The 13,450-nt window shown below is 72.1% G+C and carries 14 protein-coding genes; 4 read left to right on the top strand and 10 right to left on the bottom strand.

Features of this window, described 5'->3' with window-relative positions:
• The first annotated feature begins 6 nt into the window (after positions 1-6).
• From OG207_RS39780 to OG207_RS39770, 3 genes are all read left to right on the top strand, one after another.
• Positions 7-1,545: an MFS transporter gene (locus OG207_RS39780; RefSeq protein ID WP_329105943.1), complete on the top strand. Its 1,539-nt coding sequence runs from the start codon at positions 7-9 to the stop codon at positions 1,543-1,545.
• Positions 1,546-1,597: 52 nt separating this feature from the next.
• Positions 1,598-2,038, top strand: coding sequence for an SRPBCC family protein (locus OG207_RS39775; protein WP_329105941.1), 441 nt, complete (start codon positions 1,598-1,600; stop codon positions 2,036-2,038).
• Positions 2,039-2,139: 101 nt separating this feature from the next.
• Entirely contained in the window at positions 2,140-3,504 is a 1,365-nt protein-coding gene (locus OG207_RS39770; RefSeq protein WP_329105939.1) for a carotenoid oxygenase family protein, read from the top strand.
• Positions 3,505-3,622: 118 nt separating this feature from the next.
• On the opposite strand, the gene OG207_RS39765 is transcribed toward OG207_RS39770, so the two are convergent.
• From OG207_RS39765 to OG207_RS39750, 4 genes are all read right to left on the bottom strand, one after another.
• Positions 3,623-5,014, bottom strand: coding sequence for a dipeptidase (locus OG207_RS39765; protein ID WP_329105937.1), 1,392 nt, complete (start codon positions 5,012-5,014; stop codon positions 3,623-3,625).
• On the bottom strand, positions 5,007-5,456 hold the full coding sequence (locus OG207_RS39760) for a hypothetical protein (protein WP_329105935.1): 450 nt from the start codon (positions 5,454-5,456) through the stop codon (positions 5,007-5,009). The genes OG207_RS39765 and OG207_RS39760 overlap by 8 nt, the downstream gene beginning before the upstream one ends.
• On the bottom strand, positions 5,453-6,928 hold the full coding sequence (locus tag OG207_RS39755) for an APC family permease (protein ID WP_329105933.1): 1,476 nt from the start codon (positions 6,926-6,928) through the stop codon (positions 5,453-5,455). The genes OG207_RS39760 and OG207_RS39755 overlap by 4 nt, the downstream gene beginning before the upstream one ends.
• 261 nt (positions 6,929-7,189) lie before the next feature.
• The gene (locus OG207_RS39750) at positions 7,190-7,546 is read right to left on the bottom strand and encodes a carboxymuconolactone decarboxylase (protein ID WP_266600693.1); all 357 of its coding nucleotides are present in this window, start codon (positions 7,544-7,546) and stop codon (positions 7,190-7,192) included.
• A 307-nt stretch (positions 7,547-7,853) separates the two neighbouring features.
• Between OG207_RS39750 and OG207_RS39745 the strand changes: the two genes are divergently transcribed.
• On the top strand, positions 7,854-8,708 hold the full coding sequence (locus OG207_RS39745; protein ID WP_329105931.1) for an alpha/beta fold hydrolase: 855 nt from the start codon (positions 7,854-7,856) through the stop codon (positions 8,706-8,708).
• Positions 8,709-8,723: 15 nt separating this feature from the next.
• Here OG207_RS39745 and OG207_RS39740 read toward each other — a convergent pair whose 3' ends face one another.
• The 6 genes from OG207_RS39740 to OG207_RS39715 all read right to left on the bottom strand — a co-directional run bounded on the left by OG207_RS39740 (position 8,724) and on the right by OG207_RS39715 (position 13,440).
• Complete coding sequence (locus OG207_RS39740) at positions 8,724-8,936, bottom strand: hypothetical protein (protein ID WP_329105929.1); 213 nt, start codon at positions 8,934-8,936, stop codon at positions 8,724-8,726.
• Positions 8,937-8,943: 7 nt separating this feature from the next.
• The gene (locus OG207_RS39735) at positions 8,944-10,152 is read right to left on the bottom strand and encodes a phospholipase D-like domain-containing protein (protein WP_329105927.1); all 1,209 of its coding nucleotides are present in this window, start codon (positions 10,150-10,152) and stop codon (positions 8,944-8,946) included.
• A 279-nt stretch (positions 10,153-10,431) separates the two neighbouring features.
• Entirely contained in the window at positions 10,432-10,899 is a 468-nt protein-coding gene (locus tag OG207_RS39730) for an ATP-binding protein (protein ID WP_329105925.1), read from the bottom strand.
• A gap of 26 nt (positions 10,900-10,925) precedes the next feature.
• The gene (locus OG207_RS39725; RefSeq protein WP_329105923.1) at positions 10,926-11,297 is read right to left on the bottom strand and encodes an STAS domain-containing protein; all 372 of its coding nucleotides are present in this window, start codon (positions 11,295-11,297) and stop codon (positions 10,926-10,928) included.
• 83 nt (positions 11,298-11,380) lie between these two features.
• Complete coding sequence (locus OG207_RS39720; RefSeq protein WP_329105921.1) at positions 11,381-11,839, bottom strand: response regulator; 459 nt, start codon at positions 11,837-11,839, stop codon at positions 11,381-11,383.
• Entirely contained in the window at positions 11,836-13,440 is a 1,605-nt protein-coding gene (locus tag OG207_RS39715) for a sensor histidine kinase (protein WP_443072881.1), read from the bottom strand. The genes OG207_RS39720 and OG207_RS39715 overlap by 4 nt, the downstream gene beginning before the upstream one ends.
• Between the last annotated feature and the right edge of the window lie 10 nt (positions 13,441-13,450).

The raw sequence follows: 13,450 nt of genomic DNA, 5'->3' as shown, positions 1-13,450 counted from the left end.
TGCGGCATGAACGTTGCACTCACGCAGACGGGCCGGGCAGCGGGCCGGGCCCCCGGACCGGGAGCGGTGCTCACCGCGCTCGCCGCGGCCCAGTTCACCGTCATGCTCGCCACCTCGATCGTCAATGTGGCGCTGCCGCAGATCCGTGCGGGGGCCGGCCTCTCGGACGGCGGGACCACCTGGGTGGTCAACGCCTACGGCCTGGCGTTCGGGGCGCTGCTCCTGGCGGGCGGACGGGTCGCCGACCTGCTCGGCCGCCGCCGGGTGCTGGTCGCCGGGCTCGCCCTGTTCGCGCTGGCCTCGGTGGCGGCGGGACTGGCCACCTCCGCCGGCGTGCTGATCACGGCCCGCGCGGTGCAGGGCGTCGGGGCCGCCGCGATCGCCCCGGCCGCGCTCGCCCTGGTGATGGACCGGTTCCCGCCCGGCCCCGGGCGCGGCAGGGCCCTGGGCGTGTGGGGCGCCGTCTCCGGCGCAGGAGCGGCCGGCGGCGTGCTGCTGGGCGGCGCACTCACCCAGGCCTGGGGCTGGCCCTGGATCTTCCACTCGGTCGCGCTCGGAGCGGCGGCGGTGCTGGTCGCCGTGGCGGCGCTCGTGCCACGGGACGCGGCGGCGGAGTCCGGCGGAGAGGACGGGCGGCGGGGCGCGCGGCAGCGCGGGCGGTTCGACCTGCTGGGCACCGTCACCGTCACCCTGGCCCTGACCTGCCTGGTGTGGGGGCTGACCGGCGCTCGGGGCGCCGGCTGGACGGACGCCCGGGTGCTGGGCTCCCTCGGCCTCGCCGCCGTACTGCTCGCGGCCTTCTGCGTGATCGAACGTCGCCGGCCGGACGCCCTGATCCCGCCCAGGCTGTTCTCGACCGGCCGGGTCGCCGCGGGCAATCTACTGATGGCGCTGCTGGGGTCCGTATGGATAGCCCTGTTCTTCTTCCTGCCGCTCTACCAGCAACAGGTCCTCGGAGCAGGCCCCTTGGTCACCGGCTTGGGACAGCTCCCCCTCGCCATGGCCCATATGATCGGCTCCGCGCTCGCCCCGCGGATCGCCCGGGTCATCGGCGCCACGGCGACCGTCACCGCCGCCCTGCTGACCGAGGCCGCGGGTCTGCTGTGGCTGTCGTGGATGCGGGCGGACGGGAGCTACCTCGTCGATGTCTTCGGGCCGAGCGTCCTGATCGGACTGGGCCTGAGCATCGCCTTCGTCCAACTCACCGCGCTCGCCGTGGACGGCGTACCGCGCCAGGACGCGGGCCTCGCCGGCGGACTGGTGAACACCACCCGACAGGTCGGCGGCGCGATCGGACTCGCCGCCCTGGCCACCCTGGCCGGCTCCGTCACCGCCCACGCCCCCACCGACCAGCCCCCGTTGGAAGCCCTCACCACGGGATACCAGGCCGCCTTCACCGCCTCCGCAGCAGTCCTCGCCACCACCGCACTCCTCGCACCGCTCCTCACCCGCCGGACCGGGGCGCCCGCCCCGACCGCCAGCACCCCCCGACCGGCCTCCGACCCGGGCACCTCCCCGTTCTCCCCCGCCCGGCCGAACCGCTAGACCAGCCACGGCCGCACCACCGACCCATCTCATCCAGACAGGAAGTACAGCCATGGTCACCATCGACGAGACCGCTCCCGTGATCGTCCGCCTGAGCACCGTGATCGACGCCCCCCTCACGACCGTGTGGGCGCTGCACACCGACGTGGCGGCCTGGTCCGCCTGGAACACGGACATCGACCGGACGGAGGTCGACGGACCGCTGCTGCCCGGCAGGTCGTTCCGTTGGCTGACCCACGGCCTGGACATCACTTCCACGGTGCGGGAGCTGGTCCCCGGGAAGCGGATCGTCTGGGGCGGGACTGTCGAGGGCATCGTCGGCGTCCACGTGTGGACCTTCGAACAGTCCGAAGCCGGTGTCGTCGTCCACACCGAGGAGTCCTGGAGCGGGGCCCCGGTCGACGCCAATACCGACGAACTCGGCAAGGCCCTCCACGACTCCCTGCAGGGCTGGCTCTCCCACCTCAAGAACCGCGCCGAGCGGGCCGCCTGACCGACCACCGCGTCCGCGGTTCCACGCATCCACAGATCCACACATCAGCGCACCCACCCACCCACCCACGCACCCACGCATTCGCGAAAAGGACTGCTGCCATGACGACCACCCCGCCGTACCTGACCGGCCACTACACCCCCGTCGCCGAGGAGGTCTCCGCCGCCGAGCTCACCGTCGAGGGCACGCTGCCGCCCGAGCTGACGGGCCGGCTGCTGCGCAACGGGCACAACCCGAAGCCCGGTGTCACCCCCACCCACTGGTTCAAGGGCAGTGGCATGGTCCACGGCATCCGGCTGCGTGACGGGCGCGCCGAGTGGTACCGCAACCGCTGGGTCCACACCCCCGCCCTCGAAGGCGCCCCCTACATGACCGAACACGGCCCCGACCTGACCGCGAGCACCGCCGGCACCCACGTCATCGAGCACGCCGGACGCCTCCTGGCCCTGTGCGAGGCCAACCTGCCCTTCGAGCTCACCCCGGACCTCGACACCGTCGGCGCCTACGACTTCGACGGCAAACTGCGCACCGCCATGACCGCGCACCCCAAGGAAGACCCCTCGACCGGGGAGCTCCACTTCTTCGCCTCCTCGCCCTTCCCGCCGTTCCTGACCTACTACGTCTCCGACGCCAAGGGCGCCCTGACCCACAGCGCCGAGGTTCCCGGAGCGACCGCCGCCCTCAAGCACGACTTCGCCGTCACCCGCCGCCACGTCGTCTTCATCGAGGGCAACGTCACCTTCGACCACACCGAGAACTCCGGCATCCCCTACAGCTGGAACGACCACCAGCCCTCCCGGATCGGCGTCATGCCCCGCGGCGAGGACGGCGCCCGCCACGTCCGCTGGTTCTCCATCGAGCCCGGCAACATGCTGCACGTCTCCAACGCGTACGAGGACGGCCAGGGCCGCATCGTGCTGGAGGGCCCCACCGTCGACCGCGAGGGCTTCCGGCTCTCCTGGAACTGGTGGGTCGGCGCACCCGGACGCGGGAGCGAGCCCAACGCCCGCTCCTACACCCGCCGCTGGGTCATCGACCTGACCGCCGGCACCGTCGACGAACAGATCATCGACGACCTCCCCGTCGAGTTCCCCACCCTCAACGAGGACTACCTCGGCGTCGAGAACCGTTACCAGTACGCCATCTCCTTCCCCGACGAGAAGGGTTTCGGCGGCTACGGCATCGTCAAGTACGACCGCACGACCGGAGCCCGCCGCATCCACCAGGTCGGCGACGCCCGCCTGCCCAGCGAAGCGGTCTTCGTTCCCGCCGCCGGCACCGCCCGCGAGGACGACGGCTACCTCCTCACCGTCGTCTCCGACCTCAAGCAGAACGCCTCGCAGCTCCTCGTCCTGGACGCGTCCGGCCTCGATCGCATCGCCACCGTCCACCTCCCCCACCGCGTCACCGCCGGCATCCACGGCTCCTGGATCCCCGACACCGCCCTGGAGGGATCCGCGGGCTGACCCCTGGGCGGGGATGCGGCCGCGCTCCGGCGCATCCACCACCGCCCACCGAGAACGGCCCTCCCCCCGGGGCCGGTTGCCGGAGCCGCGAGACGTCGCGGCTCCGGCTTTCCGCGTGTCAGCGCGCCGACGGATAGCCGAGGAGGAAGAGCGCCTCGACGAGCGCCATGGTGCGGATCTCGCTCGGATCGACGCTCTCGTCGGGCGCGTGGATCAGACAGCGGGGCTCTTCCACCCCCATGAGGATGATCTCCGCGTCCGGGCAGGTTCCGGCGAGCACGTTGCACAGGGGGATGGAGCCCCCCTGGCCGAGGAACTCCATCGGCCGGCCGTACGCCTGCTCCATGGCCCGTCCCATGGCCCAGTAGGCCGGCCCGTCGGTGGCCGGGCGGAACGGCGATCCCGTGCCCTCCTTCTCGATCGAGACCCGGGCGCCCCAGGGCGCGGCGGCCGTCAGGTGCGCGGTGAGGGCGGCCAGGGCGGCTTCGGATGCCGTCCCCGGTGGCACGCGCAGGCTCACCCGGGCCCGTGCCTTCGCCGGTACGGCGGCGGCGGAGCCGACCACGGGCGGGCAGTCGATCCCGAGGACCGTGACGGCCGGGCGCGCCCAGAGCCGGTCCGCCACCGAGCCCGAGCCGGTGAGGCGGACCCCTTCCAGGACGGAGGCGTCGGCCCGGAACTGCTCCTCCTCGTACGGCACCCCGGCCCAGGTACCGGTGCAGTCGAGGCCCTCGATGCGGGTCCCGCCGTCGGCGTCGCGCAGCGTGGAGAGCATCTGGATCAAGGCCGCCAGGGCGTCGGGGGCGGGGCCGCCGAACATGCCCGAGTGCAGGTCGCCGCGGAGGGTGGTGACGGTGACGACGACGTTGGCGAGGCCGCGCAGCGCCGTGGTGGCGGTGGGGCGGCCGACGGCGGCGTTGCCGGTGTCGCAGATGAGCAGCGCATCGGCGCAGATGTCGCCCGGGTGCGCGGTCACGTACTCTTCCAGCCCGCCGGTGCCTTGTTCCTCGGACCCCTCGGCGACGAACTTCAGCCCCACGGGCAGCGTGTCGCCCAGGGCCCGCAGTGCGGTGAGGTGCATGACGATGTTGCCCTTGCAGTCGGCGGTGCCGCGCCCGTACCAGCGTCCGTCGCGCTCGGTGAGCGTGAACGGCGGAGAGGTCCAGGCGGCTTCGCCGAGCGGGGGCTGTACGTCGTAGTGGCAGTACAGCAGCACGGTCGGGGAGCCCTCCGGGCCCGGCCGGTGGCCGAGGACGGCGTGGCTGCCGTCGGGGGTCTCTTCCAGGCGTACGTCGATCAGGCCCGCCTCGGTGAACGCGTCGGCCACCCACCGGGCGGCCCGCTCGCATTCCTCGGGAGGGAACTGCCGGGGGTCGGCCACCGAGCGGATGGCGACCAGCTCGGCCAGGTCGGACTTGGCGCGGGGCATCAGCGCGTCGATGCGCTCGGCCAGGGCATCGACGGCAGCATCGGAGCCGGCGCCGGGCAGGTCGCGGGCGGGGTCAACCATCGTCGTCGCGCCTCACCGTCTGCTCGGTCTTCAGGTCGTCGATCTCGTCCTGGATGCGGTGCAGGGTGTCGGGGCAGTAGACCTTCAGCACGAGCGCCTCCGCCTGGACGGCCCGGCGGTCGACGATGACCGGGCGCTGGCCGGGTCCGGTGGCCCCGTTGGAAAGGTTGATCTTCCACAGGGCGGACTTGAGGGCGGACGCGGGGTCCTCGCAGACGATGCCCCCGTCCTCGCCGAGCGCACGGGCCAGGGTGTGGGGATCGGGCCGGGCGAATCCGGCGGCGACCAGTTCGTCCGTGAGCTGGTTGGCCTTGTCCAGGGCCTGGTTGGTGGACCGTACGGCCTTGTACTGGATCAGCCCGACCACGACGAAGGCGACGAGCAGCACGATCGCGCCGATGTGGATCCACCTGTGCTGAGAGGCGAAGCGGGTGGGGCTCATGCCACGTCTCCCGTCGACTCCGCGGCCGCGGTGCGCCAGCTGGGCTTGCGCAGCCGCAGGCACAGCCAGGGGATGACCACGCCGAGGAGGAGCAGGCCGCCGCCGACGATGCCGATGTAGGCCCAAACGCTGCCGCCGCCGAACTGCGAGGAGGGCACGAACCCGATGACCATGGCGGCGGCGGAGGCGAGGAAGCCCACCACGCAGATCAGGATCAGGGCCGGGGCGCGGTATCCGCGCGGGTGGTCGGGGTGGGTCTTGCGCAGCCGCACGGCCGCCACGAACATCAGCAGGTACATGATCAGGTACACCTGGGTGGTGATCACCGAGAAGATCCAGTAGACGCTGGACACGTTGGGGATCAGCGCGTACATCAGCGCGATCACGGTGGTGACGATGCCCTGGGTGACGAGGATGTTCTGCTGGACGCCGTGGCTGTTGAGCTGTTGCAGGAACGGCGGCAGGTAGCCCTCTTGACGCGAGATCAGGAGCAGGCCCTTGGACGGTCCGGCCAGCCAGGTGAGCATCCCGCCCAGGGAGGCGGCCACCAGGGCCACCGCTGCGATCGGGGTCAGCCAGCCGATGTGGAAGTAGGAGAAGAACGCGTCGAAGGCCTGCATGACGCCCGCGGTCAGCGACAGCTGGTCGGCCGGGACCACCCAGCTGATGGCGAGGGCCGGCAGGATGAAGATCAGCAGCACCATCCCCATCGCGAGGAACATCGTCTTGGGGAACTCCCGCGGCGGGTCCTTCAACGACGAGACGTGGACGGCGTTCATCTCCATGCCCGAGTAGCTCAGGAAGTTGTTGACGATGAGCACCAGGCTGGCCAGGCCCGTCCAGACGGGGAAGATGTTCGAGGCGCCCATCGGAGCCGCGGACGGGTTGCCCTGGCCGAGGAAGACGATGCCGAGGATCACCAGCAGGGAGCCCGGGATGAGCGTGCCGATGATCAGGCCCCAGGAGGCGAGCCCCGACAACGCCTTCGTGCCCTGCGAGGACACCCAGACGCCCGTCCAGTAGAGGACGACGATCACGATGGCCGTGTAGACGCCGTTGGAGGCCAGGGCCGGGTCGATGACGTACGCCAACGTACTCGCGACGAACGCCAGCAGGCTGGGGTAGTAGAAGATCGTCATGGCGAACTGGCACCACACGGCGAGGAACCCGAGCGGCTTCGACAGTCCCTCGCTCACCCACCGGTACACGCCGCCCGACCACCCCGACGCGAGCTCCGCCGAGACCAGCGAGGTCGGCAGCAGGAACACGATCGCGGGTACGAGGTACAGGAACACGCAGGCCAGGCCGTACACGGCCATGGTGGGCGCCGCGCGGAGGCTGGCGACGGAGGCAGTCGTCATCATCGCGAGGGTGACCCACGTGAGCGTGGGCGTGCCGGTCCTGGCCGCTGCGGCGTCAGTCGGCCCGCCCCGCGGGCGCTCGTCCGGGAGGGGGACATCCATCGCGCTCAAGTGGGCCTCCGGGTCGACGGGGTCGATCCCGCTCAGACTCGCCCGGGCCCGCGCGGCGGGCGAGCCGGGTACGGCCGTCCGGAGGATCCGGCGGTCCCGGGGGCAGCACGCCGTGCCGGCTGCCGGCGCGTCCGTGTGTGCCCGTAGGACGGCGAAGGCCGATGCGCAACTCGCGGATTTCCCGCCCGACCGGCGCGCCTGCCGGCTCCCGACGCCGGGCCGGGCAGGCGCGGCAGGCGCGCAGGTCAGGTCGGGAACGGATCAGGACTTGTGGCGGCTCTCTTCCTCGGCGGCGGCCATGGCTTCGGCTTCGCTCTCGAGCATGGCTATGGCGACGCCGAACGCCTGGGCTATATGGCCCGCGGCCGACATGACGCGCGCGGTGCCCACGACGGGGGCGATCGCGACGAGCACGTCCTGCAGCTGCTCGACGGTGAAGTCGGCCTTGACCGCGGGGCTGATGTGCGCCAAGTAGGAGATGGCCGGGGCGTCCATGGCGACGAGGGCGGCGATGCGGGTGGTGATGAGCGTCTTCTCGTCCATGCTGCAGTGCTCGATGGAGTCGATGGTCATCGCGGCGAGCGTGTCGAGAACGGGAGCGTCAGACCTGGTGGCCATGTCGGAACCGCCTTTCGGTGCTGAACTGAGCCGGACGCACCGACCCCGACCGCGGGACCGGGGGCGTGTCGGCGGGTTGCCGTTTCAGGGTAGGCGTCCCCCGGAGCCCGCGCCCGTTGGGCCGTCCGGGCGCACACCGGCCGCCCGGGCGGTGCGCCGACCGGCCTCCCGAACGCATGCGCGGGCGCTCGGTACGCAACGCTGCGGGCGGGCCGGTGGGCGTCTTCCCGTCCGCGGCGGCAGGGGCTTCGACCTGAGCGAGCCCTCCCCCACGTGGGCATCATGGGACCGGCGAGGAGGAGCGACGATGGCTCAGCGCGTGATCGAGGTGGACGGCATCGAGCTGTGCACCGAGTCCTTCGGCGATCCGTCGGATCCGCCCGTCCTGCTCGTCATGGGCCTGGGGGCTTCGATGCTCTGGTGGGAGGAGGGCTTCTGCCGGATGCTCGCCGCGGGCGGACGCTTCGTGATCCGTTACGACCACCGCGACACCGGCCGGTCGGTCACCTCCCCGCCCGGCCGCCCCGGGTACACGAGCGCGGACCTGGTCGCCGACGCCGTCCGCGTGCTGCGCGCCCACGAGGTCCCGGCCGCGCACGTCGTGGGCGTCTCGGCGGGAGGGGCGCTCGCGCAGCTGCTGGCGCTCGATCACCCCGACCGCGTCCGGTCGCTCGTCCTGATCAGCACGTCCTGCGCCGTGCCCGGCGGCCCCGTGCTGCCCCCGCCGACCGAGGAGTTCATGCGGTTCGTCTCGGCCGCCCACGTCGACGGGTCGGATGCCGGCGCGGTCGTGGACCACCAGGTCGCCTACGCGCGTCTGCTGGCGGGCGGGCGGCGCCCGTTCGACGAGGCCGCCGCCCGCGACCTCGTACGCCGCGACGTCGAGCGCGCGCACGATTTCGGCGCGGCCCGCCACCATGACGCGCTCACGGACGGCGCGGTCTCGCGGGCCCCCCTGTCCTCGATCGCCGTACCCGCGCTGGTGATCCACGGGACCGCCGACCCGCTGTTCCCGCTCCGACACGGCGAGGCGCTCGCGGAACGGATCCTCGGGGCAAAGCTGTTGGCCCTGGAGGATGCCGGACACGGGGTCGAGCGGGCCGACTGGTCGACGATCGTCACGGCGATCCTCGAACACACCGCCGCGGACCCTCGCGGCTAGGCCGTTCCTTTCAGATCATCGGATCGTCCACGACCACGGCCCGGCTGCCGTCGGAGCGCCGGTTGCCGGGGGGAAGTCACCGTGGAGCAGGGTGCCCGGCAGCCCGCAGGCCGCCAGCTCCTCGATCAGCGCGGGCAGCCGCCCGGCGAGTGCCCGGGCGGCCGCGAGCTCCGCGGCCGTCAGCCGCTGCTCGAGCTGTTCCTCGGGCCCGTCGGCCCCGTGCGACATCGCCGCCTCACAGGAAGCGGCGCAGCGGCCGGACCGAGAGTTCCCGGGCGCGCTGGAGCACGGAGCGGCGGCGCCAGCGTCCCGGAGCGATGCGCGTGCTGGCCCGGAGGTCATCCTCGTAATGCTCGTCCAGGGTGCGGGTGACGGCCGGGTCCATGACGGCCAACATGACCTCCTCGTCGTGGTCGAGGGAGCGGCGGTTGAAGTTCGACGAGCCGATGAGGGAGACCACCCCGTCCATCGTCATGATCTTGGCGTGCATCATCGTCGGCTGGTACTGGTGGATACGCACTCCGGCGGCGGTGAGCGCCTCGTAGTGGTGCTGCCCCGCCAGTTGGCACACCCGCTTGTCGGTGTGCGGGCCGGGCAGCAGGATCTCCACCGTCACGCCCCGCCGGGCGGTGGCGGACAGCAGCTCGACGAAGTAGTCGTCGGGGGCGAAGTACGCGGTCGCCAGGCGCACGCGCTCCTCCGCCGATTCCAGGACGACCCGCATCAGCGTCTGCATGTCTTGCCACCCGAAGGCGGCCGAGCCGCGCACCACCTGGACGACGGCGGAGCCGGCCGGCTCGTGATTCACGAAACGGTCACGGTCGTCGAAGAGTTCGGGATGGCATTCGGCCCAGTTCTGGGCGAACGCCGCCGCGATCCCGTCGACGGCCGGCCCGCGCACCTCGGCATGCGTGTCACGCCACTCGTGCGGGTTGCGGGCGTCGCCGCACCACTCCTCGGCTATGCCGACGCCGCCCGTGAAGGCGGTCCGCTCGTCGACGACGAGGACCTTGCGGTGGCAGCGGTGGTTCTGCTTGAGCGGAGAGAGGAAGGCGGGTCTGCGGAACCATGCGACGTCCACCCCGGCCGTGCTCATCCGGTCCAGCAGGTCCCGCTCGATCAGGCGGCTGCCGAAGCCGTCCAGCAACAGCCGTACGCGCACCCCGTCGCGGGCCCGCTCGGCCAGGGCCTCGGCGAACCGGCGGGCGATGTCGCCCTTCCAGTAGACGAAGGTCATCATGTCGATGGTGTGCCGGGCGGAGGAGATGGCGTCGAGCATCGAGGCGAAGATCTCGTCGCCGTTGCGCAACGGACGTACGGAGTTCCCCTCGGTCGCCGCAATGCCGATGAGGCGTTCCAGACGGCGGCGGATGCGGTGGATCCGCTCCTCGGCCCGGTCGGCGGCATCGGCCGCGGTGGTGACGGTGTCGTCGGTGGTGGTCATGACGTGGCTCCTCGGGTAGGGGGGCCGGGACGTGTCGGCGCCGGACCCGCACGGGGCGGGCGCCTGCTGTGCGGTCCGGGCGGCCGGGGCCCGCCGCCGGCGCGCTGGAGGTGCTGCGCGCCGACCCGGTTGTCCTCGGCGTAGTACTGACACCTGAGCACGACGCGGTCATACGAGTTCCCCCCTCCCACCCCGGCGACCGGTGTCGGGGTGTTCGACGTCCGTATGGCCGAAATCCCGGACCCCAAACCGGTGGGGCCCTCACACCGGCCGGGAGACTCACGGGGAGCGGGGCGCGCCGTCGAGCGGGACGACGACCTCGATGCGTTTGCCGCCGTGCGCCGCAGGGGTGATCCGCACGCTGCGTGCGAGGCGGTGTATCAGCGGCCACCCGTAGCCGCCCTGGCCCGTCGCCGCGCCTGCCGGACGGGAGGGACCGGCAGGACGGGAGGGCGGGGGAGCGGTGCTGACGGCGTCCGTGACGGTGATCCGCAGGCCCGCCCCGCCGGCGCACAGGGAGGCGTCGAAGCCCAGCAGCCCGCCGCCGTGCCGGATGGCGTTCGTGACCAGCTCCGAGGTCACCAGCAGGGCGTCGGTGAGGAGTACCTCCACGTCCACGTCGGCGGTGCCGACCCGCGCGACGGTGGAGGACCTCAGCAGGGCCCGTACGCGGTCGCGCGCCTGCATGGCGGTGCGCGGCGCGCCCGGGCTCGTTCTGATGCCGCTCGTATCGGCGTGGTCCAGCACCGTTCACCTCCTCACGGGAACGCCGTTCACCCCTGTCGGGGCGGGACGGTCATGACCGTGCCCTCGGCCACGCTGGGCGCGGTGGCGAAGGCCAGATCTGCACCGGTGAGCTCCAGCAGCCGGGCCAGACGGCTCGGCACGGTCCCCGCCAGGACCACCGGCCGGTGCAGCGTGGGCTGCAGCATGACGCTGAGCGCGGTCGAGTCCGCGAACGTCACCCCGGCGACGTCCAGAACGAACCGGGCCACACCGGGCGCCGCCGGATCCATGGCGGTCCGCAGATCGGCCACGTTGTCCATGTCGAACTCACCCGCCATCACGATGATGCGTACGTCCCCGTCGGAGCGGGTTTCGACGCGACTGCGTGCCTCGGCGTCGTGTGTGTCCATGCTGCTCATGTCCGTCTTCCCCACTCTTTCCGTTCGCATTCCCGAACCATTGCGTCCTGTCGCCGCCACGGCCACCCGCCCGGCCACCGGCCTCACCGTGCGCGGGGGAGCTTGACCACGGTGACGAAGAAGTCGTCGATCTGCTGGATCGCCCGGATGAACTGGTCGAGGTCCACCGGCTTCGTCACGTAGGCATTGGCGTGCAGCTTGTAGCTGCGCAGGATGTCCTCCTCGGCCGCCGAGGTGGTGAGCACGACCACGGGGATGTGGTTCAGCTCCGGATCCGTCTTGATCCGCTCCAGGACCTGCCGTCCGTCGTACTTCGGCAGGTTCAGGTCGAGCAGGATCAGGTCCGGGCGCGGCGCGTTGGCGTGCTCGCCTCGGCGGTACAGGAAGTCGAGGGCCTCCAAGCCGTCCCGCACGACGTGCAGCACGTTCCCGATCTTGTTGTCCTCGAAGGCCTCTCGGGTCATCAGCTCGTCGCCCGCGTCGTCCTCGACCAGCAGGACTTCGGCGGGGGTGGCCCGGGGCCGGTCTGCGGGAGTGCTCATCGGAGGGTTCCTTCGGTGGGTACGGGAGCGGGCGGCTCGGTGTCGGCGCCGGCGCCGGACACCGCGGCCCCGGCCGCGTCGGGGGTGGCGGTATCGGAGGCGGCGGTGGGTAGGACGGCGACGACGGGCAGGGTGAAGACGATCCGGGTGCCTTCCCGGTGCTCGGTGTCGATCCGGATGCGCCCGCCCGCGTGCTCGACGATCTTCTTGCAGAGCGAGAGGCCGATACCGGTGCCGCCGTAGGTCTCGCGGCCGTGCAGCCGCTGGAAGATGACGAAGACCTTCTCGGCGAACTCGGCCGGTACTCCGATGCCGTTGTCGGTGACGGTGAAGGTGTGGAATCCCGGCTCCGCGTCGGGGCCGTCGGGGTCGTCGGCCACGGCCACCTCGACGCGCGGAGCGCGGTCGGGCGAGCGGAACTTGACGGCGTTGCCCACCAGGTTCTGCCAGAGCATCGTCAGGAGCGTCGGGTCTCCCACCACGTCCGGGAGCCGCTCGGGCCGGGTGATCTCCGCGCCGCTCTCCTCCACGGCGGCGGACAGGTTGCGCAGCGCCCGGTCCAGGGGGCCGTCCATCGCGACCGTCTCGCGCGCGTCCTGGACCCGGCCGACCCGGGAGAAGGTCAGCAGGTCGTTGATGAGCACCTGCATCCGTTTGGCGCCGTCGACGGCGAAGCCGATGTACTGGGTGCCGCGCTCGTCGAGCTGGTCCCCGTACCGCTTCTCCAGCAGCTGGCAGAAGGAGGCCACCTTGCGCAGCGGCTCCTGCAGGTCGTGCGAGGCCACGTACGCGAACTGCTCCAGCTCCGTATTGGAACGCCGCAGCTCCACCGCCTGTGCGTCCAGTTCGGCGGCTATGCGGTCGAGCCGCTCGGCATTGCGCCGCGACGCCGTCAGTTCGGCCACGGTCCGGTGCCGCATGGCCTCCACCGCCCGGGCCAGGGCACGTAGATCGGAGGGGCCGCGCAGGGGGATCTCCTCCTCGAAGGCCCCGTCGGCGACGCGCCGGGAGGCGGTTCGCACCAGGCCGAGCGGCCGCAGCACGCCCACGTGGAGCAGCACGGCGAGGGCGCAGCCGGCCAGCAGGAAGGCCACGACGATGGCCAGCAGGATGTGGTCGCGCTGCGAACGGGCTTCACCGAAGGTGGTGCGGGCATCGGCCTGGATGCGGTCCAGGTGTGCCTGCTGGGCGGCGATCCGGCGACGGACCTCGTCGAAGCGGTCCTTGCCTGCCTGGAGGAACGGCGGGGCGGAGCCGTTCTCCACGGAGGCGATGGCAGGGGCCGCGAACTGCTCGCGCCAGGTCCGGGCGGCCTCCTGCACGGCCGCGAGGTCCTCGCCCGTGCCGTTGTCGCCCTCGAGGACCGTCGCCAGGTGCTGGGCCGCCGCGGTCTCGTTGGCCAGACCGCGCTCGTACGGCTCCAGCAGCGCGGGCTCGTCGGCCAGCAGGTAGCCGCGGACCCCGGTCTCCTGGTCCAGCAGCGCCGTCTCCAGCCGCAGGGCGTCGCGCTGGGCGGGCAGGATCCCGTCGACGAGCCGGTTTCCGGCCGTGGTGGTGTGGGACAGGAGGGCCGCGCCGAGCGCGCCCGTGCCGACGACCATGAGGGCGAGC

It is taken from the genome of Streptomyces sp. NBC_01439 (genome assembly GCF_036227605.1).
Lineage (GTDB): Bacteria > Actinomycetota > Actinomycetes > Streptomycetales > Streptomycetaceae > Streptomyces.
Note: the sequence above shows the minus strand (reverse complement) of the source record. Positions and strands in the feature narration are given on the sequence as shown.

Bases quoted from the DNA above. Each gene is read 5' to 3' on its own strand.
- OG207_RS39770 (WP_329105939.1), top strand. From the start codon at position 2,140: ATGACGACCACCCCGCCGTACCTGACCGGCCACTACACCCCCGTCGCC.
- OG207_RS39765 (WP_329105937.1), bottom strand. From the start codon at position 5,014: ATGGTTGACCCCGCCCGCGACCTGCCCGGCGCCGGCTCCGATGCTGCC.
- OG207_RS39715 (WP_443072881.1), bottom strand. From the start codon at position 13,440: ATGGTCGTCGGCACGGGCGCGCTCGGCGCGGCCCTCCTGTCCCACACC.
- OG207_RS39720 (WP_329105921.1), bottom strand. From the start codon at position 11,839: ATGAGCACTCCCGCAGACCGGCCCCGGGCCACCCCCGCCGAAGTCCTG.
- OG207_RS39725 (WP_329105923.1), bottom strand. From the start codon at position 11,297: ATGAGCAGCATGGACACACACGACGCCGAGGCACGCAGTCGCGTCGAA.
- OG207_RS39780 (WP_329105943.1), top strand. From the start codon at position 7: ATGAACGTTGCACTCACGCAGACGGGCCGGGCAGCGGGCCGGGCCCCC.
- OG207_RS39745 (WP_329105931.1), top strand. From the start codon at position 7,854: ATGGCTCAGCGCGTGATCGAGGTGGACGGCATCGAGCTGTGCACCGAG.
- OG207_RS39760 (WP_329105935.1), bottom strand. From the start codon at position 5,456: ATGAGCCCCACCCGCTTCGCCTCTCAGCACAGGTGGATCCACATCGGC.
- OG207_RS39740 (WP_329105929.1), bottom strand. From the start codon at position 8,936: ATGTCGCACGGGGCCGACGGGCCCGAGGAACAGCTCGAGCAGCGGCTG.
- OG207_RS39750 (WP_266600693.1), bottom strand. From the start codon at position 7,546: ATGGCCACCAGGTCTGACGCTCCCGTTCTCGACACGCTCGCCGCGATG.
- OG207_RS39775 (WP_329105941.1), top strand. From the start codon at position 1,598: ATGGTCACCATCGACGAGACCGCTCCCGTGATCGTCCGCCTGAGCACC.
- OG207_RS39735 (WP_329105927.1), bottom strand. From the start codon at position 10,152: ATGACCACCACCGACGACACCGTCACCACCGCGGCCGATGCCGCCGAC.